Consider the following 21,084-nt stretch of genomic DNA (forward strand, 5'->3'; position numbering starts at 1 on the left):
TCAGGCGGCAGGCGCGGCGGCGAGCAAGGCCTCGGCCTGTTCGCGCAGCTTGTGTTTCTGGATCTTGGCCGAGTTGGCGCTTTCGACCACCGGAAACGCCTCCAGCACCTGGAAGCCGGCCGGCACCTTGAAACCGGCCATGCCCTGTCTGCAGGCGGCCATCCAGCCGGGCGGATCGGGGCTCGCGCCTGCGTCCAGCAACACGAAGGCATACGGCACGGTCTTGCCGTCGCGGGTGGCGCCGACGACCTGGCAGGCCCGTATGCCCGGCAGCGCCTCGACGGCCTGTTCGATTTCGGCCGGGTTGACCAGGAACCCGGACAGGCGCAGCGAGTCGCCCATGCGGGTCTGGAACACGAACTGCCGCGTACCCAGGGTGTAGCCGAGATCGCCGGTCCTGAAATAGCCGTCGTCGGTCAGGGCGCCGGCGCTGGCCTGCGGGTTGTCCAGGTAGCCGCGCATCAGGCTGGGCGCCAGGATTTCGATTTCGCCCGATTCGCCATCGGTCAGGATCCGGCCGTCCTGCGGATCGCGGGCGCGCACGCGCGCCTCGGGGTGGATCAATGCGCCGCCGGGCTCGTAGCGCACCGAGACGTCGCCATCGGCCGGTTCGCGCGGCTGCGCCGCCACCAGCGCGATCAGTTCGCTGGAGCCATACAGGCCGGTCAGCGGTACGCCTTGCGCCCGGGCCAGCGGCAGCAGGTCGCCCAGGGCCGGCGCGAAGCTGGCGAAGCCGAACAGCCGCGCCGTCGCGAAGTCGGCCCGTTCGCCGAGGCGGAACATCTGCACCAGGGCCTCGTTGTTGGCGTAGGTATGGGTGACGCGGTGGCGGCGGACGGCCGCCACCGAGCGCGCCGCGTCGAACGCGGGTTCGCATATCACCGGCACGCCGCGCGCCAGCGCGCCCACCAGGGTGGCGAAGCCGAACGCGCCGCAAAAGGGGGCGCTGGCCAAGATGCGGCTGTCGTCGTCATAACCGTACGAGCGCGCGATGGCGTCGCCATGGCGCAGCAGGGTGTCCTGGTCGTGCAGGACGAACTTGGGCAGCGACGTGGTGCCCGAAGTGGTAAAGCACAGCACGCCGGCATTGGGCGCCGGCAAGGGAGCGGGGCCGTGCAGCGCGGCCAGGGCGTGGGCCGCCAGGCCGGCGGGGCCGGGGGTAGCCTGTGCGCCGCTCCCGTCCACGACGATGGCGCCGCGCAGGCGCGCGCGTGCGGCGGGCGGCACGGCGGCCAGGATGCCGGCGAAGTCGATGCCCTTCAAGCCCGGCCAGTAGACCAGCCAGTCGGCCTGGCCGCGCCCGAGAATGTCGCCCAGCTCCTGGGCGCGAAAGCGGGTATTGACCGCGAGCGTCAGCGCGCCCAGGCGGGCGCAGGCCAGGAACATCGTCACCCAGTGCGCGCAATTGGGCAGCCACAGCGCGACGCGCTCGCCGCGGCACACGCCCAGCGCCGCCAGGCCGCCGGCCAGGTCCAGCACGCCGGCGCGCAGCGCGGCATGCGTGACGGGGCGGTCGCGGTCGATCAGCGCGACGGCCTCTGGGCGCTCGCGGGCATGCGTGTCGAGCCTCGTGGCGAACAGTTCAGCGGCGGGCATGGCGGCCTCCGGAAGGGGCGCAAGCGCGGCACGCATGCGGTTGTCTGCCCTGGACGTTTATGTTTAGATGAATAAAGTACGTATTTACGTACTTTAGAAAAAGCCGGCGACGGATACAAGTGGAGGCAGGCATGAAGCGAACACCTGGGCAGTGGCGCGCGTGCAGGGCGGCAGTCCGCGCCCTTATTGCCGCGTGCATGGCGACGCTGGCGGCGCAGGCAGGCGCCGCGGGCTACCCCGAGCATCCCGTGACGGTCGTGGTGCCGTATCCGCCCGGCGGCGCGGCGGACATCTTCGGGCGCGCCATCGCCCATGCGATGCAGCCGCACCTGAAGCAGACCGTGCTGGTGGAAAACCGGCCGGGCGCCGGCGGCAACGTCGGCATGACGTACGTCACGCGCAGCAAGCCCGACGGCTACACGCTGGGCCTGGGCACCATCGGTACGCAAAGCATCAACCAATTCCTCTACGCCGACATGCCGTACGACCCGGGCCGGGACCTGGTGCCGGTCGCGCTGGTGTCGACCACGCCCAACGTGCTGGCCGTCAGCGCCAGGTCTCCCTACCGCACACTGGCCGACGTGATCGAGGCGGCCCGCCAGCGCAAGGACAACAAACTGACCTACGCGTCGCCGGGCGTGGGCTCGTCGGTGCACCTGGCCGGCGCCTATTTCGAGGCCGTGGCCGGAATCAGCCTGCTGCACGTGCCGTTCAAGGGCACTTCGGCCTCCCTGCCGGCGGTCGCGGGCGGGCAGGTCGATCTCCTGTTCGACAACCTGCCCGGCGCGCTGGCGCAGATCAAGGACGGTTCGCTGGTGCGCGGCATCGCCATCACCTCGGCGCAACGCGATCCCTCGGTGCCCGACCTGCCCACTTTCGCCGAGGCCGGCGTCGCCGGTTTCGATGTGACGGCGTGGTTCGCGCTGTACGCGCCGCGCGGCACGCCGCAGCCGGTGGCGGCGGCCCGCCAGGGGTTGCAGGCGCCGGAGCTGGCGCGCCAGTTCGGCGCCATGGGCGCGCGGCCGGGCGACAAGTTCGGCGCGCAATTGGGCCAGTTCGAGCAGGCCGAACGCCAGAAGTGGGGCGAGCTGATCAAGCAACGCGGGATCCGCGCGCAATGAGCCGGCCCGTCGTCCTGGTCACCGGCGCGAGCCGCGGCATCGGCCGCGCCATCGCGCAACGCCTGCTGGCCGATGGTTATGACGTCGTGAACTTCAGCCGCGGCAAGCCGGCCGATGTGCTGCCGGGCGAGCGCTTCGTGCCGGTCGATCTGTCCGATACCGAAGCGGCGCGCCGCGCGGCCACCGAACTGGCGGCGCAGCGAGAAGTGCTGCATCTGGTCAACAACGCCGGCCTGATCGAAGTGGCCGGGATCGACCAGGTGGCGCCGGACGCCATGCAGCGCACGCTGGCGCTGAACCTGGTGGCGCCGCTGGTGCTGCTGCAGGCGCTGCTGCCGGGCATGCGGGCGCGCGGTTACGGGCGGGTCGTCAATATCGGCAGCCGCGCCGCGCTGGGCAAGCCCGGCCGTTCGGCCTATGGCGCCAGCAAGGCAGGGCTGGCCGGCATGTCGCGCACCTGGGCGCTGGAGCTGGCGCCGGCCGGCATCACGGTCAACGTCGTGGCGCCCGGTCCGATCGCCACGGAGCTGTTCAACCAGTCCAACCCGCCGGGCGATCCGCGCACGCGGCAACTGGAAGCCGCCATTCCGGTGGGCCGCGTCGGCCGTCCCGACGAAGTGGCCCATGCGGTGGCCAGCCTGCTCGACCCGCGCGCCGGGTTCATCACCGGGCAGGTGCTGTATGTGTGCGGGGGCATGACGGTGTGAGCGTGGCGGCCAAGTGCGCATGGTGTATGACGGGGTGCCTGTCCCCGCGGGGACAGGCACCCTCCCTGCGGGGACAGATACCGTCTTGGCAGTCAACCGTTCATGGCGTAATTGGGCTGGTAGGGGATGCGGTTTTTGAGGACCCCGAAGCACAGATGCACCTGTTTTCTCATGGCCGCGCCCAGCGCGGCCTTTTTGCTTTTTCCTGCTTTGAGCAGGCGCTGGTAAAGGGCGCGGATGTGGGGGTTGTGGCGGGTCCCAACCAGGGCCGCCATGTATAACGTGGCGCGCACCTGGGAGGGGCCGGCTTTGGACAGGCGTGCGCAGCTGTTCAGACTGCTGCCGGATTGGCGCTGCACAGGGACCACCCCGAGATAGGCGGCCAGGCTCTGGGCGGAGTCGATATGCCGATTGTGCATGACGGCCAGGATGGCGTTGCCGGCCTGAGGCCCGATGGCGGGGATGGAGTTCAGCAGCTCGCAGTCTTGCTTGAGGTCGGGGTGGTTGTCGATGTGCTGATCGATCGCCCGCTCGATTTGTTTGATCTGTTCGCGCAAGAACGCGATGGCCTTGTCGATGGAACCATCGACCAAGGGCGCCGAGGGGCTGAACTGGCTCTTCTCTTTGCGATTGAGCTCACGCAACAGATCCTTGCTCAGCGCCTCGCGTCGCGTCAACAAGGCGCGCAGTTGACGCGCATGCAAGGGCGCCGGGTGCCACAGCGCCGGGCTCAGCGTCTGTCCATAGCGAGCCAGCACGTAGCTGTCGAGCGCATCATTTTTGGAGCGCAGCGCCAAGGCCTTGGCAAAGTCCCGGGCCTGGGCGGGATTGACCAAAGAGACCCGGACCTGGGGCAGCGCCGTGGCCGCTTGCTCGTGATACAGACCCGTAGGCTCCAGGATGGCGTGCAACTGCGCCGGCTGTGCGCCGTGTTTGGCGCACCACGCCAGCAGGGCTTGTACGCCCGCGGCGGTGTTGACCACCACCTTAGTCTTATGCTTGTCAGCCTCAGCCGTCAGCAACGTGCAATCCAGCTTGGCCTTTGATACATCAATACCTATGAAAACATGGACTTGGCCTCCTGCAGATAACAAACTGCTGTCAGCCACTGCGCCCACTTGCCTTGTACATACAGGGTCCTCGCCCTACGATACCGTCCAGTGTCTCGCCGGCCCAGCAGTGCGCTGCCGAGCCGCTATCTGTCCCACAAAGTCCTCGCTTTGGGCACCAACTCGCGGTCATCGGCGTGCGGTGGTGATAGCTAATCACCACCGGAGGAAAGATACAAGGCACCGGAGGAGTTTGCCGGAGCCAGTCCCTCTGCACGGCAGGCACGGAAGTTTGCCGGTGCCAGTCCCCCTGCGGGGACAGGCACCGGAGTCAGTGGTATTGCACCTCTATCCATCCGCGCAGGGCGTTGGACAGGCGGATCGATTCGGCGCTGCGCAGGTCCGACATGGTGAGGGTGCGTTCCTGGACTTTGCCCTGGTCGATCAGTTCGGCGCGCTGCACGCCGGGCAGGCAGCCGCTGGCGATGGGCGGGGTGTACCAGCGTCCGCCCAGTTCGAGGTAGACATTGCTGCGGCTGCCTTCGCACAGTTCGCCGTGCTGGTTCAGGTACAGCAGGTCGAACACCCGGGGATGGGATGGCAGCCATTCGATGGTGTGGGCGTACCAGGGGCGGTAGGTCGTCTTGTAGCGCAGCAGCGGCTCGTCGGCATCCAGCGCCTCCGGCGCCAGCATCACTTCCTGGTCGGGCGGCAGCGGCGCCAGCGGCGCGGTCTGGATGTCGTGGCTGCCGTCGCGCGCCAGCAGCAGGCGCAGCCGGTGCGGACCGGGGGCGTGCAGGCCGCGCACGGCGGCCATGATGGCGGATTCGACGGCCGGCTCGTTGCAGCGATACCGCAATGCCTGGCAGGAGGTCAGCAGCCGCGCGAGGTGGCGCCCCAGCAGCGGCAGCTGGCGGTCGGCCGTGACCAGGATGGTTTCGATGAGCTCGGGTTGCATGCGGTTCCTTGCGGCGCGGTGCCCCAGCTAGTGTAGGCCAAGCGGCGCGCCGGCGTCAGCCCAGGATGCGCGCTTTCCAATGGCATTCCTGCCATTCCTGCGCGGCGTCCGAGTCGTGCACGATACCGCCGCCCACGCCGTACACGCCGTGGCCGGCGCGATCCAGCACCAGCGTGCGGATCGCCACGTTGAGCGAGAAATCGCCATCGGGCGCCAGCCAGCCGATACTGCCGCAATACAGCCCGCGCGGCGCCGCCTCCATCTGGCGAATGCGCCGCATCGCGGCGATCTTGGGCGCGCCGGTGATCGAGCCGCAGGGAAACAGCGCGCGCAGCACGTCGGCCAGGCCGGCGTGCGGCGCATGGGCCGAGACGGTCGAGGTCATGGTCCACACGGTGGGGTAGCGTTCCAGCGAGAACAGGGCATCGACCTTGACCGAGCCCGGCGTGGCCAGGCGCCCCAGGTCGTTGCGCAGCAGGTCGACGATCATGAGGTTTTCGGCGCGGTTCTTGTCGCTGGCCAGCAGCTCGCGCCCCAGCCGCGCGTCTTCGGCCGGATCGGCGTGCCGCGGCGCGGTGCCTTTCATCGGGCGCGTCACCAGGCGTTCGCCCTGGCGCGCCACGAACAGTTCCGGCGAGAACGACAGGATGGTGCGTTCGCCGTCCTCGATGTAGGCGCCGTTCCCCACGGGATGGCGCGCCGCGATCTGCCGGTACAGTAGGCGGGGGTCGCCCTCGATGCGCACGTCCAGCGGCTGGGTGTAGTTGACCTGGTACAGCTCGCCCGCGGCGATCAGCTCGCGGATGGCGTCGACCGCGCGCAGATAGTCGTCCCGCGCCATACGCGGCGCGACCGAGACGATGCGCGCCGCCGGCGTGGCGGGCGCGGGCCAGGGCGCTTCGACCTCGGCGCGCTCGAAGGCCAGCGCGGTCAGGCGCGCCCGGCCGTCCTCGCGGGGCGCGGGCGCCGCCCCGGACGCGGGCGCCCGCAAGGCCTCCGGCAGCAGCCATTCGCCCAGTTCGTAGTCGAGCAGCAGCGCGATCCAGCGGCCGCCGGCGCGCGCCCGCTCGATCTCCCGCAGGGCGGGCGCCACGGCGTCGACGCTGCGCGCCTCGATGCGGATCGGGTCGCCGGCCAGGCGCAGGGCGCGTCCGGCCAGCCGGTCTTCAAAACGGCATTCCATTGCTTCTACTGCTGCAGGAACTCACTGAGTACGCGCCCGGTGTGCGAACGCTCGCGCAAACTTACCACGTGTTCGGGCGAACCCTCGGCCACCAATTGGCCGCCGCCGCTGCCCCCTTCGGGCCCCAGGTCGAGCAGCCAGTCGGCTTCGGCGATCACGTCCAGGTTGTGTTCGATCACCACCACGGTATTGCCGGCTTCGACCAGCCGGTGCAGCACATGGATCAGCTTCTCCACATCGGCCATCGACAGGCCCACCGTGGGTTCGTCCAGCACATACAGCGTGTGCGGCGCGCGCGAGGCGCGCCCGGTGGTGATGACGCCTTCGGTCAGGCGCGCCTTCGACAGCTCCGTGACCAGCTTGATGCGTTGCGCCTCGCCGCCGGAGAGCGTGGGCGAGGGCTGGCCCAGCGTCAGGTAGCCCAGGCCGACGTCCTGCATCAATTGCAGCGGACGGTGGATTTTCGGATGCGCGGCGAAGTAGCCGATGGCGTCGTCCACTTCCATGGCCAGCAGTTCGCCGGCGTTCTTGCCGCGCATCTGCACGCTCAGGGTATCGCTGCTGAAGCGCGCGCCGTTGCATGCGTCGCAGGGCACCTTCACATCGGGCAGGAAACTCATTTCGATGGTGCGCATGCCCTGGCCCTCGCAGATCGGGCAGCGGCCGTCGCCAGTATTGAACGAGAAGCGCGCCGCGGTCCAGCCGCGCATGCGCGCCTCGCGCGTATCGGCGAATTGCTTGCGCACATCGTCCCAGAACCCGACATAGGTGGCGGGACACGAGCGCGGCGTTTTGCCGATGGGGGTCTGGTCGACCTCGAGCACGCGATCGATGACCTCCCAGCCGGTGATGCGTTCGCAGCCGCTCCAGCCCGGCGCCTTGCCCTGCGACACGGCCTGGACCAGGTTGTCCAGCAGCACTTCGCGCGCCAGGGTGGATTTGCCCGAACCGGACACGCCGGTCACCACGCTCAGGCGCCCGATCGGAATGCTGGCGTCCACGCTGCGCAGGTTGTGCAGGCGCGCGCCGTGCACGCGGATCATGGGCGTGTCCGCGGTGACGGCGCGGCGGCCGTTGAGCGGGTGCGCCAGCGGCTTGGCCAGGTAGCGGCCGGTGACCGACTCGGGGGCGTCGATCAGGTCCTGCGCGCTGCCCTGCGCCACCACACGGCCGCCGCGGATACCCGCGCCTGGGCCGATATCGATGATGTGCGAGGCGCGCCGGATGGTGTCGTCGTCGTGTTCCACCACCACCAGGGTGTTGCCATTGCCTTCCAGGCGCGCCAGCGCGTCGAGCAGGATGCGGTTGTCGCGCGGATGCAGGCCGATGGTGGGTTCGTCCAGCACGTAGCACACGCCCTGCAGGTTGGAGCCCAGTTGCGCGGCCAGCCGGATGCGCTGCGCCTCGCCGCCCGAGAGCGTGGGCGCGGCGCGGTCCAGCGCCAGATAACTCAGCCCGACCTCCTGCATGAAATTGAGCCGGCCGCGGATTTCCGCCAGGATGTCGCGCGCGATCTCGCCTTCGCGGCCGCGCGTGACCAGGCCGGTGAAGAAGGTATGGGCGTCGGAGACGGGCAGCGCCGCCAGCTCGGCGATCGAGCGGTCGCGCCAGCGCACCGCCAGCGCGACGCGGTTCAGGCGCTGGCCATGGCATACCGTGCAGGTCCTGGCTTCGCCTTCGTACCAGGCGTTCCAGGCGGTTTCCTCGCCGGTCTGTTCGGCGTCGAAGCCCTGCAGCTGCAGGCCGGTGCCGAAGCAGCCGCCGCACCAGCCGTGCTTGGAGTTGTACGAGAACAGGCGCGGATCGGGCTCGGGGAAGCTGATGCCGCACGACGGGCAGGCGCGCTTGACCGAGAAGTGCTGCTGTTGCAGATCGCCATCCAGGCCTGCGCGCAGCCGGTCCAGCGGGTACACCACGCTCAGCACGCCCTGCCCATGCTCCAGGGCCTGCCGCACGGCATCGCGCAGCGCCGCTTCGTTGCCGGGGTCGACCACCACATCGGCCACCGGCAGTTCGATGGTGTGTTCCTTGTAGCGGTCCAGGCGCGGCCAGGGGCTGACCGGGATGAAGGCGCCGTCGACGCGCAGATGGGTGTGGCCCTTGCTGCCTGCCCATTTGGCCAGGTCGGTGTAGTAGCCCTTGCGCGCCGTCACCAGCGGCGCCAGCACGCCGATGTGCTGGCCCTTGTGTTCGCGCAGCAGGCGCGCCACGATCTGGTCGGCGTTCTGCGGCTCGACCGCCACCTTGCAATCGGGGCAGTACTGGGTGCCCAGCTTGACGTACAGCAGGCGCAGGAAGTGATGGATTTCCGTCATGGTGGCCACGGTCGACTTGCGTCCGCCGCGGCTGGTGCGCTGTTCGATCGCCACGGTGGGCGGGATGCCGAAGATGGCGTCCACGTCGGGCTTGCCGGCAGGCTGCACGATGGCGCGCGCATAGGCGTTGAGCGATTCGAGGTAGCGCCGCTGGCCTTCGTTGAACAGGATGTCGAAGGCCAGGGTCGACTTGCCCGACCCGGACACGCCCGTGATGACCGTGAACTTGTCGCGCGGGATCTCGACGTTGACGTTCTTCAGGTTGTGCTCGCGCGCGTTGCGGATCTCGATGGACTGGGCCGCCTGGCGGCGCCGGCGCATCAGCGATTGCAGCGGCGTGCCGGCTTCCTCGCCATAGGCGGCGGCCGGCTCGGCCAGCGCGCTGACCGGCGCCACGGGCAGGATGCTGCCTTCGTAGTCGCGCAGCGCCAGGCCGGTATGCGAGCGGTCATTGGCCATCAGGTCCTGCGGCGTGCCCACGCCCACCACTTCGCCGCCGGCGTCGCCGCCTTCCGGGCCCAGGTCGATCAGCCAGTCGGCGGCGCGGATGACGTCCAGGTTGTGTTCGATCACCAGCAGCGTATGGCCGGCGGCCAGCAGCTTGCGGAAGGCGCGCATCAGGCGCGCCACGTCGTCGAAGTGCAGGCCGGTGGTGGGCTCGTCGAACAGGAACAGGCTGCCCTTCTTGGCAACCTTGGCGGTGGAGATGCCGCTGCGCGCCGCCTCGGCCAGGTGGCCGGCCAGCTTGAGCCGCTGCGCCTCGCCGCCCGACAGCGTGGGCACGGGCTGGCCCAGCCGCACGTACTCCAGGCCCACGTCGGCCAGCGGCGCCAGGCCGGTCTGCACGTCGCGCAGTCCCTTGAAGAATTCCAGCGCCTCGCTGACCGTCATTTCCAGCACCTGGTCGATCGAGGCGCTCTTGCCCAGGTGCTCGACGCGCACCTCCAGCACTTCGGGGCGGAACCGCTTGCCGTCGCAATCGGGGCAGCGCAGGTAGACGTCGGACAGGAACTGCATTTCGACGTGCTCGAAACCGGTGCCGCCGCAGGTCGGGCAGCGTCCGTCGCCGCTGTTGAAGCTGAAGGTGCCGGCGGTGTAGCCGCGCTCCTTGGACAGCGCCGCCTGGGCGTACAGCTTGCGGATCGCGTCGAATGCGCCGACGTAGCTGGCCGGGTTGGAGCGCGCCGTCTTGCCGATGGGCGTCTGGTCCACCATCACCACGTCGGCGATCTGCTCGGCGCCCAGCAGGCGATCGAACGCGCCGGGCGCTTCGGACGGCTTGCCCTTCTGCTTGAGCAGGGCGGGGTAGAGCACGTCCTGCACCAGCGTCGATTTGCCCGAGCCGGACACGCCCGTGACGCACACCAGTCGGCCCAGCGGCAGTTCGATCGACACGTTGTTCAGGTTGTGCGCGGTGGCGCCTTCGAGGATGAGCCGCGGCGTATTGTTGGCCACCGGCATGGGCCGGGGGGCCTCCACGCGCTGGCGCCCGCCCAGGTAATCGCCGGTCAGGGTATTGGCGGCGCGCAGCTGTGCCGGCGATCCGTCGAACACGATGCGTCCGCCGCGCTCGCCGGGGCCGGGGCCGATATCGATGATGCGGTCGGCGGCCACCATGACCTGCGGGTCGTGCTCGACCACCACCAGCGTGTTGCCGGCGTCGCGCAGGCGGTGCATGACCTCGACCACGCGATGCATGTCGCGCGGATGCAGGCCGATCGAGGGCTCGTCCAGCACGAACAGCGTGTTGACCAGCGAGGTGCCCAGCGCCGTGGTGAGGTTGATGCGCTGCACTTCGCCGCCCGACAGCGTACGGCTCTGGCGGTCCAGCGTGAGATAGCCCAGCCCGACGTCGCACAGGAACTTCAGGCGCGCGCGCACTTCGGTCATCAGCAGGTCGGCCGCGGCGTCCAGCACGCCCTCGAAGCGCAGGCCGTCGAAGAAGCGGCGCACGCGTTCGATGGGCAGCTGCATCACATCGTGGACGGACAGGCCGTCCAGCGCCTCGAGCTGCGGCCGGCTCCAGCTGGTGCCGGCCGGCATGAAGCGCTGGTAGCGGCCTTCGCCTGGCGGCAGCACCGCATCGGCCTCGGCGCGGCTGCCCAGGCGCCACAGCAGGGCGTCGGGTTTCAGGCGCGCGCCGTGGCAGGTGGGGCAGGGGGTATAGCTACGGTATTTCGACAGCAGCACCCGCACATGCATCTTGTAGGCCTTGCTCTCCAGCCACGCGAAGAACTTGTGCACGCCGTACCACTGCGTCTTCCAGGCCTGGTTGCCGCCTTTCCAGTCGGGGTCGCCGTGCAGCACCCAGCCGCGCTGTTCGGGCGTCATGGATTTCCATGGCACCGACAGCGGGATGCCGGCGCGCGGCGCGTACTTGATCATGTCGTCCTGGCATTCCTTGAACGAAGGCGTCTGCCACGGCTTGATCGCGCCTTCCAGCAAGGTCTTGTTCTCGTCGGGAATCACCAGCCCGATGTCGATGCCGATCACCCGCCCGAAGCCGCGGCAGGCTTCGCAGGCGCCCAGCGGCGAGTTGAACGAGAAGCTGCTGGGCAGCGGATCGGTGTATTCGATGTCGCAGTCGGCGCAGTGCAGCCGGTCGCTGTATTTCCAGACCGCCTGGTCGGCGCCGCCTTCCTCGCCCATGGCGTACACCGCCAGATGGCCCGCGCCCATGCGCAGCGCGGTATCCAGCGCCTCCATGACGCGCTCGCGCTCGGCTGCGGCAAAGCGGAAGCGGTCCTGCACGACGTGCAGGATGCGGCGCGCGACCGGCGCGGCGCCGTCCTTGGCGCCCTTGGCGCTTTTGCCGCGGCGCGCCTTGGGCGCGGGCGCGGCGGCGCTGGCGGCTTCCTCGGCATGCACGCGCGTGTAGCCCTGCTGGTCGAGGAAGCCGCGCACCTCGTCCTCGGTGAAATTGGCCGGCACCGCGATGGGGAAGGTCACCACCAGGCGCGGATCTCCCAGCGCGGCCGCGCGCCCGGCCAGCGAATGGAACACCGACTCGGGTGTATCGCGCCGCACCTGCTTGCCGCAGCCGCGACAGTACAGCCGCGCGCCGCGCGCGAACAGCAGCTTCAGGTGATCGTTGAGCTCGGTCATGGTGCCGACCGTGCTGCGCGAGCTGCGCACCGGGTTGGTCTGGTCGATGGCGATCGCCGGCAGGATGCCTTCGATGCGGTCGACCTGCGGCTTGTCCATGCGGTCGAGGAACTGGCGCGCGTAGGGCGAGAAGGTCTCGACGTAGCGGCGTTGTCCTTCGGCATACAGGGTGTCGAAGGCCAGCGAGCTTTTGCCCGAGCCGGACACCCCGGTTACCACCACGAGTTCGCCGGTGGCGATGGTCAGGTCGAGGTTCTTGAGATTGTTCTGGCGGGCGCCAACGATGCGGATCTGGGAGCTCATGGGGCGTAATCGTAGCCTGAGGGAGGACAGCGGCGGAGTACGGGCTGCGCCGCCATGCGGGAACGCGGCGCCGGCGGGCAGTCAACGGCCGGACCGTTGCCTTGCCAGCGCCGCAGCGTCCGGATTTTCGTGCTGTATAAATAAACAGTATCGCAGATTTTCCTGATGTCTTGCTGGCCAGGATCCAGGAAGACTGTCCGATGGGGCGTGACCGCCGGTGGCGCCGGCCTGGCCGGGCCCATGCTCCCTCGCGGCTTGGCGGCCCCGCCTGTTTCAGGCTAAAATGCCGAGTTATTCAGATTTTCGCCGTCGCCTTTTCGCGCCTGCAATGGCAGGGGCGGGCGCGGCGGCCACCCCACTGGAGATCATCATGGCCGAACGCAAACGCGTGCGTCGCAACACCCTGGAACGCCGTTGCCTGGGCAAGGCTTTCAAGCGTCTTTTCGTGAAGTCGCCCAAGGGCGTTTTCAAGATGCTGGAAAAGATCAAGCGCGTGTAAGTTGCGTTGCTTGCAGGTAAAAAAACCGCTGGCCCTTGCCGGCGGTTTTTTTATGCGCGGCGCCGGGGTCAGGCGCGCGGCTGCGGGCCGGTCGGCGCGGGTCCGAGCATCGGCCGGACGAAATCCATGAACACGCGCGTGCGGCCCGGCAGGATCGGCGAGGGGTACACCGCGTAGATGGAGATCGGCTACACCCGCCACTGGGGCAGTACGCGGCGCAGCGAGTTGCGTTCGATCACGGGATCGAGCACCTGGCAATGCGGCAGGCGCGTGATGCCCAGCCCCAGCCCGGCCAGCGTGCCGACCACGCTGATGTTGTTGCCCGCCACGTGGCCGCTTACCTCGACGCGCTCGGTGCGTTCGCCATTGTGCAGCGTCCAGTGCGAATGTTCCGGGTCGATGGCCGTGCGCAGGCATTCGTGGCGGCCCAGGTCGGCGGGGTCGCGCGGCTCGCCGTAGCGGGCCAGATAATCTTCCGAGGCGTACAGGTAGCTGTCGAGCGAAATGATTTCGTCGACCACGGTATTGGGATCCGGCGTTTCGTCGTCGCCGCTGTCGCGCCCGAAGCGCAGGATGACGTCGAAGGGGGCGCCCTGCGAGGTCGCGCTGGCATTCAGGTTGAGATCGAATTCGCAATCGATCTCGGGGTAGCTGTCCAGGAATGCGCCCAGCGAGGTCGGCAGCAGCCAGATCGCCAGGCTGTACGGCATGGATATGTTCAGCCGGCCCTTGGGGCGGCCCGTCAGCGATTCCAGTTGTTCGCGCGCCAGCCGCGTTTCGTCGATCAGGCCCTGGCAACGTAGCAGATAGACCGTGCCGGCGTCGGTCAGCTCCAGGCGCCGGGTATTGCGGTTGATCAGCCGCAGGCCGATGGCCTTTTCCAGCTGGTTGATGCGCCGCGACAGCGTCGACGTCGGCATGTCCAGCGCGCGGGCGGCCAGGCTGAAGCTCTTGCGCTTGGCGACTTCGACGAACAGGGCGATATCGTTGAGCTGGACGGTTTGCGCTTGCATGACGGGGTCGGACAGGTACGGCGCGAGTGTACCGCGTCCTATAGCGAAGTAAGAATATGCCAATAGATGACATATTCAATTGCAAAATGAGAGGGAGTGCGCGTGTGCCTGCGAGGCTTATCCCATACACTGCAACTCTCGCGCCACCCCCATAACCGACTCGTCCGTTGCGTACCGGCTAAACGAGCATGATCGATTCGCAATTCCAATTCACGGTGCTGACGCCCACGTATAACCGGGCCGTCACGTTGCACCGAGTGTTCCAGTCACTGCAACGCCAGACCTGTCGGGATTTCGAATGGGTCGTCGTCGACGATGGTTCCACCGACAATACGCACGAGGTGGTGCGGGCCTGGCAGGCGCAGGCGGATTTTCCCATCCGCTATGTGTGGCAGCACAACCAGCACAAGAAAACCGCCTTCAACCGCGGCGTGCGCGAAGCGCGCGGCATGCTGGTGGTGGGCCTGGACAGCGACGACGAAATCCCGCCCGACGCCCTGGCCATACTCAAGGACGCCTGGGAGGGCATACCCGCCGACCGGCGCGAGACCTATGTGGCGGTCACCGGCCTGTGCGCGCGGCCCGACGGTTCCATCGTGGGCGACCGCTTCCCGCAGGATGTCTTCGACAGCACGGCGGTGGACATGTACTTCCGCTACCGCGTGCAGGGCGAGAAATTCGGCGCCATGCGCGCCGATGTGCTGCGCCGCTTTCCGTTTCCCGAGGACGTGGCCGGCTTCGTGCCGGAAAGCCTGGTGTGGTGGGCGATCTCGCGCGCCGGCTATCTCAGCCGCTTCATCAACCGGGTCGTGCGTGTGTACCACGACACGCCGGGCGGCCTGAGCCAGGGCGGCGTGTCCCTGAGCAGCAATATCCAGGGCCTGTACCTGCTGGCCTGGGACATGCTGCAGCATCACCTGGACTGGTTTCGCTACCGGCCGCGGGAGTTCATCATGGCGGCGGCGCGCTACACGCGTTTTCGCCTGCACCTGGACAACTCCGGCCTGCCCACCGCGGTGCAGGCGTACCGGCTGACCCAGCCGTCCGCGCGGCTGCTGGTCCTGCTGATGTGGCCGCTGGGCTATCTGCTGTATCGCCGCGATCGCCGCCGCGGCGTGGCCTGAGCGCCTGCGCCCGCGGCGGCGGGTGCCCCCCGGTATCGGCACAAACCCCTAATTGACGCGCGAAGCGGCGCTACGGCAATATCCGGCGGTCATTCAGATATCTGTCAGGAGCTAACCATGCGCCGCACCATGATTGCTATCGCGATCGCCGCTGCTTGCGCCCTGCCGTCGATCGGGCAGGCGAAGACTTTCCGCTGGGCTTCGCAGGGCGACATTCTCACGTTCGACCCGCATTCGCAAAACGAAGGCATGACGATTGCCGCCAACAGCTATGTGTACGAACCGCTGGTGGCCTATGACAAGGATTTCAAGGTGGTGCCGGCGCTGGCCACCGAATGGACCCAGGTCTCGCCCACGCTGTATCGCTTCAAGCTGCGCGAGGGCGTGAAGTTCCACGACGGCGCGCCGTTCACCGCCGAGGATGCGGTGTTCTCGATCCATCGCGCCATGGCGCCCACCTCGAACTACAAGGCGTACATCACGGGCATCAAGGAAGCGCGCAAGATCGACGACTACACCATCGAGATCGAAACCAGCGCGCCCAACCCGGTGCTGCTGCGGCAGCTGCCCAACGTGTTCATCATGAACAAGGCCTGGTCGGAGAAGCACAACGTCGCCAAGCCGCAGGACTTCGTCAACAAGGAAGAAACCTTCGCGGCGCGCAACACCAACGGCACCGGCGCCTACAAGCTGAAGTCGCGCGAGGTGGACGTGCGCACGGTGTTCGTCGAGAACACCGAGTGGTGGAACAAGGACAGGAAGATCGGCAACGTCACGGAAGTGGTCTTCACCCCGATCAAGCAGAACGCCACCCGCACCGCCGCGCTGCTGTCCGGCGAGATCGACTTCGTGCTCGATCCGGCCGCGCAGGACCTGGAGCGCCTGCGCCAGCAGGCCAAGGTGGTGGAGGGCAACGAGTACCGCACCATCTATTTCGGCTTCGACCAGAAGCGCCCGGAGCTGCTGTATTCCAGCGTCAAGGGCAAGAACCCGTTCGCCGACGTGCGCGTGCGCGAGGCGCTGTACCGCGCCATCGACGTCGAGGCGATCAAGCGCGCGGTCATGCGCGGCTTGTCGGCGCCGACCGGCACCATGATCGCGCCGCAGGTGCATGGCTGGACCGAAGCCCTGCACAAGCGCGTGCCCTACGACCCCGAGAAGGCGCGCGCGCTGCTCAAGGAGGCGGGCTATGACGGTACGCTCAGTTTCACGCTGGACTGCCCCAACAACCGCTACATCAACGACGAGGCGATCTGCCAGGCCGTGGTGGGCATGTGGGCCAAGGTGGGCGTGAAGGCCTCGTTGAACGCCATGCCGCGCGCCACCTATTTCCCCAAGGTGCAGTCGCGCGACACCAGCGCCTTCCTGTTCGGCTGGGGCGTGCCGACCTTCGACGCCATGTACACGCTGCAGAACCTGGTGCGCACCAAGGGCGAGGGCGCCGACGGCATGTACAACCTGGGCGACTACAGCAACAAGGAAGCCGACGCGATCATCGACCGCATCAAGACCGAGACCGACCCGGCCAAGCGCGACGCCGACATCGTCCGCGCGCTCGAAATCCATGCCCAGGAGTTCGGCCATATTCCGCTGCACGACCAGGTCATTCCCTGGGCCATGCGCAAGAACGTGACGGTGATCCATCGGGCCGACAATCGCCTGTCGGCCGACTGGGTGCGTATCGACTGAGGCCCGCGAGGGACGCTGCGCGCCGGCGTCCCGTCCCGGGTGCGGCGCCTGGCGGCGCCGCACCCCGTATCGAGTTGCCATGCTTGCATTCATTCTGCGCCGCATCCTGCAGGCCGCGGCGGTCATGCTCACCGTCGCCCTGCTGGCTTTCGTGCTTTTCCAATACGTCGGCGATCCCGTCACCATCATGCTGGGGCAGGACGCCACCGACGCCGAGCGGGTCGAGCTGCGCGAGCGCCTCGGCCTGGACGACGCGCCGCCGGTCCAGTTCGCCCGCTTCGTCGGCAACGCCCTGCAGGGCGATTTCGGCATTTCGCTGCGCCAGAGCGAGAAGGTCTCCAGCCTGATCCAGGCCCGCCTGCCCGCCACGCTGGAGCTGTCGCTGGTGGCGGCGGTTCTCGCGCTGGTCGTCGGCCTGCCGCTGGGCGTGTACACGGCGCTGCGCCGCCACGGCCTGCTGGCGCAGCTGGTGCTGGCCGGGTCCCTGCTGGGCGTATCCCTGCCCACCTTCCTGATCGGCATCCTGCTGATCCTGGTGTTCTCGGTGCAGCTGGGCTGGCTGCCCAGCTACGGCCGCGGCGATACCGTCAGCTTCGGCTGGTGGACCTCGGGGCTGTTCACCGCCACGGGGTGGAAGCACCTGATCCTGCCCTCGATCACGCTGTCGCTGTTCCAGATGACGCTGGTGCTGCGGCTGGTGCGTTCCGAGATGCTGGAAGTGCTGCGCTCGGACTACATCAAGTTCGCCCGCGCGCGCGGCCTGCGCCAGCGCGCCATCCATTTCGGCCACGCGCTGAAGAACACCATGGTGCCCGTCATTACCATCACCGGCCTGCAGCTGGGCGGCATCATCGCGTTCGCCATCGTCACCGAGACCGTATTCCAGTGGCCCGGCATGGGGCTGCTGTTCATCCAGGCGGTGCAGTTCGCCGACGTGCCCGTGATGGCGGCCTATCTGTGCCTGATCGCGCTGGTGTTCGTGGTGATAAACCTGATCGTCGATCTGCTGTATTTCGTCGTCGACCCGCGCCTGCGTTCCGGGCTGTCGCGCAACGGATCGGCCGCGCGGCCTGGGCCGGCCGGCTGGCGGGACGGTTGCTGCATGGCCGCCCGGACAGAAGCCAGACTACCGCAAAATCCGCCCGATGCCTGCCCGCTTAGTGACGGTGTGTATCGCCGTTGTGGCCGGGACCGTCGTCGTCGGCCCCGTCCTCGTCGTCCTCGTCGTCTTCGTCGTCGTCCGGCGGCAGCTCGTCTTCGCTCAGCGCGAACGGCAGCACATCGGTGAGCTGGTCCGACCAGGCGCATTCGTCGCCGTCCTGGTCCAGCTTGATGAAACGCTCGCCTTCGACGAGCGAAATCTGCACCGCCCACAGATACAGGCAGTCATAGCTTTCCGTGTCGGAGTCGGGCAGGCCGCCGCGCCCGCCCAGCAGGCGCGCGCCGGCGCCGCCCATCTGGACATGCGGCGCGGCGTCGTCGGTTTCGTCGGCGTCGGTATCCAGCGCGACCCCGAACGTGACCCATTCGGTGCCTTCGTCGCCGAGCGCCACTTCGGCCAGCACCGGCTTGCCCAGATAGGCGCTGAGCGCGTCGGCGGTCTTGGCCAGCATGTCCAGTTCGGCGGGACTGAAATGCGTGAGCGAGGCGGGCGGCTGGGCGGAGGCGGACATGGTGATTCCTGGTGGGACAACGAAAGGCAGCCCGTATTGTCGCGCTTTCCGCGGCCGGGCGCATGGCGGCTCTGCGCTAACATCGCGGGGTTTCCCCAATTCCGGATTTTCGATGCGCAGCATCCCTTCGCCGCCCGGCGCCGCCCAGCCGCAGCCGCGCCACATGGCGTTTCCCCTGCTGGCGACGACGATCTGGTCGGTCAACATGGTGGTAACCAAAATGGCGGCCGACGTGATCGCGCCAGCCTCCATCGGTTTCTACCGCTGGGTGCTGGCCGGCCTGCTGCTGGCGCCGTTCGCCCTGCCCGGAGTGCTGCGGCAATGGCCGCAGATCCGGCCCAACCTCGGCAGGTTGGCGGTCCTGGGCGGCCTCGGCATGGCCTTGTACCAGGGCCTGATGTACGTGGCGGCGGGCACGACCACCGCCACCAACATGGGCATCATCACCGCCATGGTTCCCTTGCTGACGGTCGTGGTCGGCTCGCTGGTGCTGCGCGAACGGCCGGCGCTCACCGCCATCCTCGGCGCCGTGGTCTCGCTCGCGGGGCTGGGCATCCTGCTGGGCGAGGGCAATCCGCTGCGCCTGCTGGCGCTGGGCGGCAGCCGCGGCGACGCGCTGATGGGGCTGGCGGCGCTGGCGTATGCGCTCTACGGCGTGCTGTTGCGCAAGTGGCCGATGTCGGTCGGGCCGTGGCAGTCGCTGTTCGTGCAGGTGCTGTTCGGCATTGTGTTCCAGTTGCCGGCATTCCTGCTGACGCCGGCCTCGTCCCTGAATGCGCAGAACATCCCGCTGGTCCTGTATGCAGGCATTTTCCCGTCGCTGTTCGCGCCATTTCTGTGGATGCAGGGGGTGCGCTACCTGGGACCCAACCGGGCCAGCATCTTCCTCAACCTGATGCCGGTCGTCACGGTCGCCATCGCCGCCGCCTTCCTGGGCGAAACGCCGCACCTGTATCACATTGCCGGCGGCCTGATGGCGCTGGCCGGCGTCAGCCTGGCCCAGTGGCGCCCCGCGCGGCGCCGCGCCTGAGGCCGTTGCGGCCGGCCTGCGGTGGGCCGGCGGGTTCCGGCCTACAATCAGGGCTTGTTCCGGTATATCACTGTCTTTTTCCGACCCTGAGTCCATGGCCCAATACGTCTACACGATGAACCGTGTCGGCAAGATCGTGCCGCCCAAGCGGCAGATCCTGCGCGACATCTCCCTTTCCTTTTTTCCTGGCGCCAAGATCGGCGTGCTGGGCCTGAACGGCTCGGGGAAATCCACGCTGCTCAAGATCATGGCCGGCGTGGACAAGGAAATCGAAGGCGAAGCCATCCCCATGCCGGGGCTGAACATCGGCTACCTGCCGCAGGAGCCCGAACTCAACCCCGAACATACGGTGCGCCAGTCGGTGGAAGAGGGCCTGGGCGCCGTCTTCAACGCCAAGCAGCGCCTTGACGAGGTCTACGCCGCCTACGCCGAGCCGGATGCGGATTTCGATGCCCTGGCGGCCGAGCAGGCCGAGCTGGAGGCCGTCATCGCCGCCGCCGCGTCCAGCGGCGCCGACGATATCGAGCACCAGATGGAAATCGCCGCCGACGCCCTGCGCCTGCCGCCCTGGGACGCGATGGTGGTCAAGCTGTCGGGGGGGCGAAAAACGCCGCGTGGCGCTGTGCCGCCTGCTGCTGTCCAAGCCCGATATGCTGCTGCTGGACGAGCCCACCAACCACCTCGACGCGGAAAGCGTGGAGTGGCTGGAGCAGTTCCTGCACAAGTTCCCTGGCACCGTGGTGGCCGTGACCCACGACCGCTACTTCCTCGACAACGCGGCGGAGTGGATCCTCGAACTGGACCGCGGCTACGGCATCCCCTGGAAAGGCAACTACAGTTCCTGGCTGGAGCAGAAGGAAGACCGCCTCAAGCAGGAAGAGGCCACCGAGTCCGCGCGCCAGAAGACCATCAAGAAGGAACTGGAGTGGGTGCGCCAGAACCCCAAGGGCCGCCAGGCCAAGGCCAAGGCGCGTATCGCCCGCTTCGAGGAGCTGTCCTCGTACGAATACCAGAAGCGCAACGAAACCCAGGAAATCTTCATTCCGGTGGGCGACCGCCTGCTGATCGACGACCTCAGCTTCAAGGTGCCGGCCGGCGCCATCGTCGGCATCATCGGCCCCAACGGCGCGGGCAAGTCCACGCTGTTTCGCATGCTGGCCGGCCGCGAGCAGCCCGATTCGGGCGAAGTGAAGCTGGGCCAGACGGTCAAGCTGGCCTACGTGGACCAGTCGCGCGATTCGCTCGAGGGCAACAAGACTGTGTTCGACGCGGTGGCCGACGGCGCCGACCTGCTGACCGTGGGCAAGTTCGAAATGCCCTCGCGCGCCTACCTGGGCCGCTTCAACTTCAAGGGCGGCGACCAGAACAAGATCGTCGGGCAATTGTCCGGCGGCGAGCGCGGCCGCCTGCACCTGGCCAAGACCCTCATCGCCGGCGGCAACGTGCTGCTGCTGGACGAACCGTCCAACGACCTGGACGTCGAAACGCTGCGCGCGCTGGAAGACGCGCTGCTCGAGTTCCCGGGCAGCGTCATGGTGATCAGCCACGATCGCTGGTTCCTGGACCGGATCGCCACCCACATCCTGGCGTTCGAGGGCGATTCGCAAGTGGTGTTCTTCGACGGCAACTACCAGGAGTACGAAGCCGACAAGAAGCACCGCCTGGGCGAGGAGGGCGCCAAGCCCAAGCGCCTGCGCTACAAGGCCCTCAAGTAAGGCC

General features: G+C 68.0%; 12 protein-coding genes and 3 pseudogenes. 8 read left to right on the forward strand and 7 right to left on the reverse strand.

Annotated elements, in window-relative coordinates; all coding sequences use genetic code 11:
- The gene (locus BN118_RS18700) at positions 1-1,632 is read right to left on the reverse strand and encodes an AMP-binding protein (RefSeq protein ID WP_010931369.1); all 1,632 of its coding nucleotides are present in this window, start codon (positions 1,630-1,632) and stop codon (positions 1-3) included.
- Positions 1,633-1,727: 95 nt separating this feature from the next.
- Between BN118_RS18700 and BN118_RS18705 the strand changes: the two genes are divergently transcribed.
- Both BN118_RS18705 and BN118_RS18710 read left to right on the forward strand, forming a co-directional pair.
- Positions 1,728-2,717 carry a Bug family tripartite tricarboxylate transporter substrate binding protein gene (locus tag BN118_RS18705; protein ID WP_010931368.1) on the forward strand — a complete coding sequence of 330 codons (990 nt, stop codon included), beginning with the start codon at positions 1,728-1,730 and terminating at the stop codon, positions 2,715-2,717.
- On the forward strand, positions 2,714-3,424 hold the full coding sequence (locus BN118_RS18710) for an SDR family NAD(P)-dependent oxidoreductase (RefSeq protein ID WP_010927020.1): 711 nt from the start codon (positions 2,714-2,716) through the stop codon (positions 3,422-3,424). The genes BN118_RS18705 and BN118_RS18710 overlap by 4 nt, the downstream gene beginning before the upstream one ends.
- Positions 3,425-3,516: 92 nt before the next feature.
- Here BN118_RS18710 and BN118_RS18715 read toward each other — a convergent pair whose 3' ends face one another.
- The 4 genes from BN118_RS18715 to uvrA form a co-directional block, all read right to left on the reverse strand.
- Positions 3,517-4,533: an IS110-like element IS1663 family transposase gene (locus tag BN118_RS18715; protein WP_014905865.1), complete on the reverse strand. Its 1,017-nt coding sequence runs from the start codon at positions 4,531-4,533 to the stop codon at positions 3,517-3,519.
- Positions 4,534-4,804: 271 nt separating this feature from the next.
- Positions 4,805-5,431, reverse strand: coding sequence for an aminotransferase class IV family protein (locus tag BN118_RS18720; RefSeq protein WP_003814287.1), 627 nt, complete (start codon positions 5,429-5,431; stop codon positions 4,805-4,807).
- A gap of 55 nt (positions 5,432-5,486) precedes the next feature.
- Positions 5,487-6,614, reverse strand: coding sequence for an aminodeoxychorismate synthase component I (locus BN118_RS18725; protein WP_010931367.1), 1,128 nt, complete (start codon positions 6,612-6,614; stop codon positions 5,487-5,489).
- A gap of 5 nt (positions 6,615-6,619) precedes the next feature.
- Entirely contained in the window at positions 6,620-12,337 is a 5,718-nt protein-coding gene (uvrA, locus tag BN118_RS18730; RefSeq protein ID WP_014906124.1) for an excinuclease ABC subunit UvrA, read from the reverse strand.
- A 370-nt stretch (positions 12,338-12,707) separates the two neighbouring features.
- Here uvrA and BN118_RS21145 point away from each other — a divergent pair, with 370 nt between their 5' ends.
- Positions 12,708-12,836, forward strand: a complete 129-nt coding sequence (locus BN118_RS21145) for a hypothetical protein (RefSeq protein WP_006226408.1) — start codon at positions 12,708-12,710, stop codon at positions 12,834-12,836.
- Between the two features lie 68 nt (positions 12,837-12,904).
- Here the strand turns inward: BN118_RS21145 and BN118_RS18740 are convergent.
- Positions 12,905-13,912, reverse strand: a pseudogene (locus BN118_RS18740) (LysR family transcriptional regulator).
- A gap of 125 nt (positions 13,913-14,037) precedes the next feature.
- Between BN118_RS18740 and BN118_RS18745 the strand changes: the two are divergent.
- The 3 genes and pseudogenes from BN118_RS18745 to BN118_RS18755 all read left to right on the forward strand — a co-directional run.
- Positions 14,038-14,973: a glycosyltransferase family 2 protein gene (locus BN118_RS18745; protein WP_003814275.1), complete on the forward strand. Its 936-nt coding sequence runs from the start codon at positions 14,038-14,040 to the stop codon at positions 14,971-14,973.
- 117 nt (positions 14,974-15,090) lie between these two features.
- A complete protein-coding gene (locus tag BN118_RS18750) occupies positions 15,091-16,662 on the forward strand; it encodes an ABC transporter substrate-binding protein (protein WP_010931365.1) in 1,572 nt (523 codons plus the stop codon).
- A gap of 79 nt (positions 16,663-16,741) precedes the next feature.
- A pseudogene (locus BN118_RS18755) lies at positions 16,742-17,719 on the forward strand (ABC transporter permease); the annotation flags it as partial.
- Positions 17,720-17,819: 100 nt separating this feature from the next.
- On the opposite strand, the gene BN118_RS19780 reads toward BN118_RS18755, so the two are convergent.
- Positions 17,820-18,335, reverse strand: a complete 516-nt coding sequence (locus BN118_RS19780; RefSeq protein ID WP_003814261.1) for a hypothetical protein — start codon at positions 18,333-18,335, stop codon at positions 17,820-17,822.
- 112 nt (positions 18,336-18,447) lie between these two features.
- Here BN118_RS19780 and BN118_RS18760 point away from each other — a divergent pair, with 112 nt between their 5' ends.
- Complete coding sequence (locus tag BN118_RS18760) at positions 18,448-19,365, forward strand: DMT family transporter (RefSeq protein WP_019247693.1); 918 nt, start codon at positions 18,448-18,450, stop codon at positions 19,363-19,365.
- 94 nt (positions 19,366-19,459) lie between these two features.
- A pseudogene (gene ettA / locus BN118_RS18765) lies at positions 19,460-21,080 on the forward strand (energy-dependent translational throttle protein EttA).
- Positions 21,081-21,084: the final 4 nt, after the last annotated feature.

Origin of the sequence: Bordetella pertussis 18323, assembly GCF_000306945.1 — a bacterium.
In the GTDB taxonomy this organism is placed as follows: domain Bacteria; phylum Pseudomonadota; class Gammaproteobacteria; order Burkholderiales; family Burkholderiaceae_B; genus Bordetella; species Bordetella pertussis.

Bases quoted from the DNA above. Each gene is read 5' to 3' on its own strand.
- BN118_RS19780 (WP_003814261.1), bottom strand. From the start codon at position 18,335: ATGTCCGCCTCCGCCCAGCCGCCCGCCTCGCTCACGCATTTCAGTCCC.
- uvrA (WP_014906124.1), bottom strand. From the start codon at position 12,337: ATGAGCTCCCAGATCCGCATCGTTGGCGCCCGCCAGAACAATCTCAAG.
- BN118_RS18750 (WP_010931365.1), top strand. From the start codon at position 15,091: ATGCGCCGCACCATGATTGCTATCGCGATCGCCGCTGCTTGCGCCCTG.
- BN118_RS18760 (WP_019247693.1), top strand. From the start codon at position 18,448: ATGCGCAGCATCCCTTCGCCGCCCGGCGCCGCCCAGCCGCAGCCGCGC.
- BN118_RS18745 (WP_003814275.1), top strand. From the start codon at position 14,038: ATGATCGATTCGCAATTCCAATTCACGGTGCTGACGCCCACGTATAAC.
- BN118_RS18710 (WP_010927020.1), top strand. From the start codon at position 2,714: ATGAGCCGGCCCGTCGTCCTGGTCACCGGCGCGAGCCGCGGCATCGGC.
- BN118_RS21145 (WP_006226408.1), top strand. From the start codon at position 12,708: ATGGCCGAACGCAAACGCGTGCGTCGCAACACCCTGGAACGCCGTTGC.
- BN118_RS18720 (WP_003814287.1), bottom strand. From the start codon at position 5,431: ATGCAACCCGAGCTCATCGAAACCATCCTGGTCACGGCCGACCGCCAG.
- BN118_RS18700 (WP_010931369.1), bottom strand. From the start codon at position 1,632: ATGCGTGCCGCGCTTGCGCCCCTTCCGGAGGCCGCCATGCCCGCCGCT.
- BN118_RS18725 (WP_010931367.1), bottom strand. From the start codon at position 6,614: ATGGAATGCCGTTTTGAAGACCGGCTGGCCGGACGCGCCCTGCGCCTG.
- BN118_RS18705 (WP_010931368.1), top strand. From the start codon at position 1,728: ATGAAGCGAACACCTGGGCAGTGGCGCGCGTGCAGGGCGGCAGTCCGC.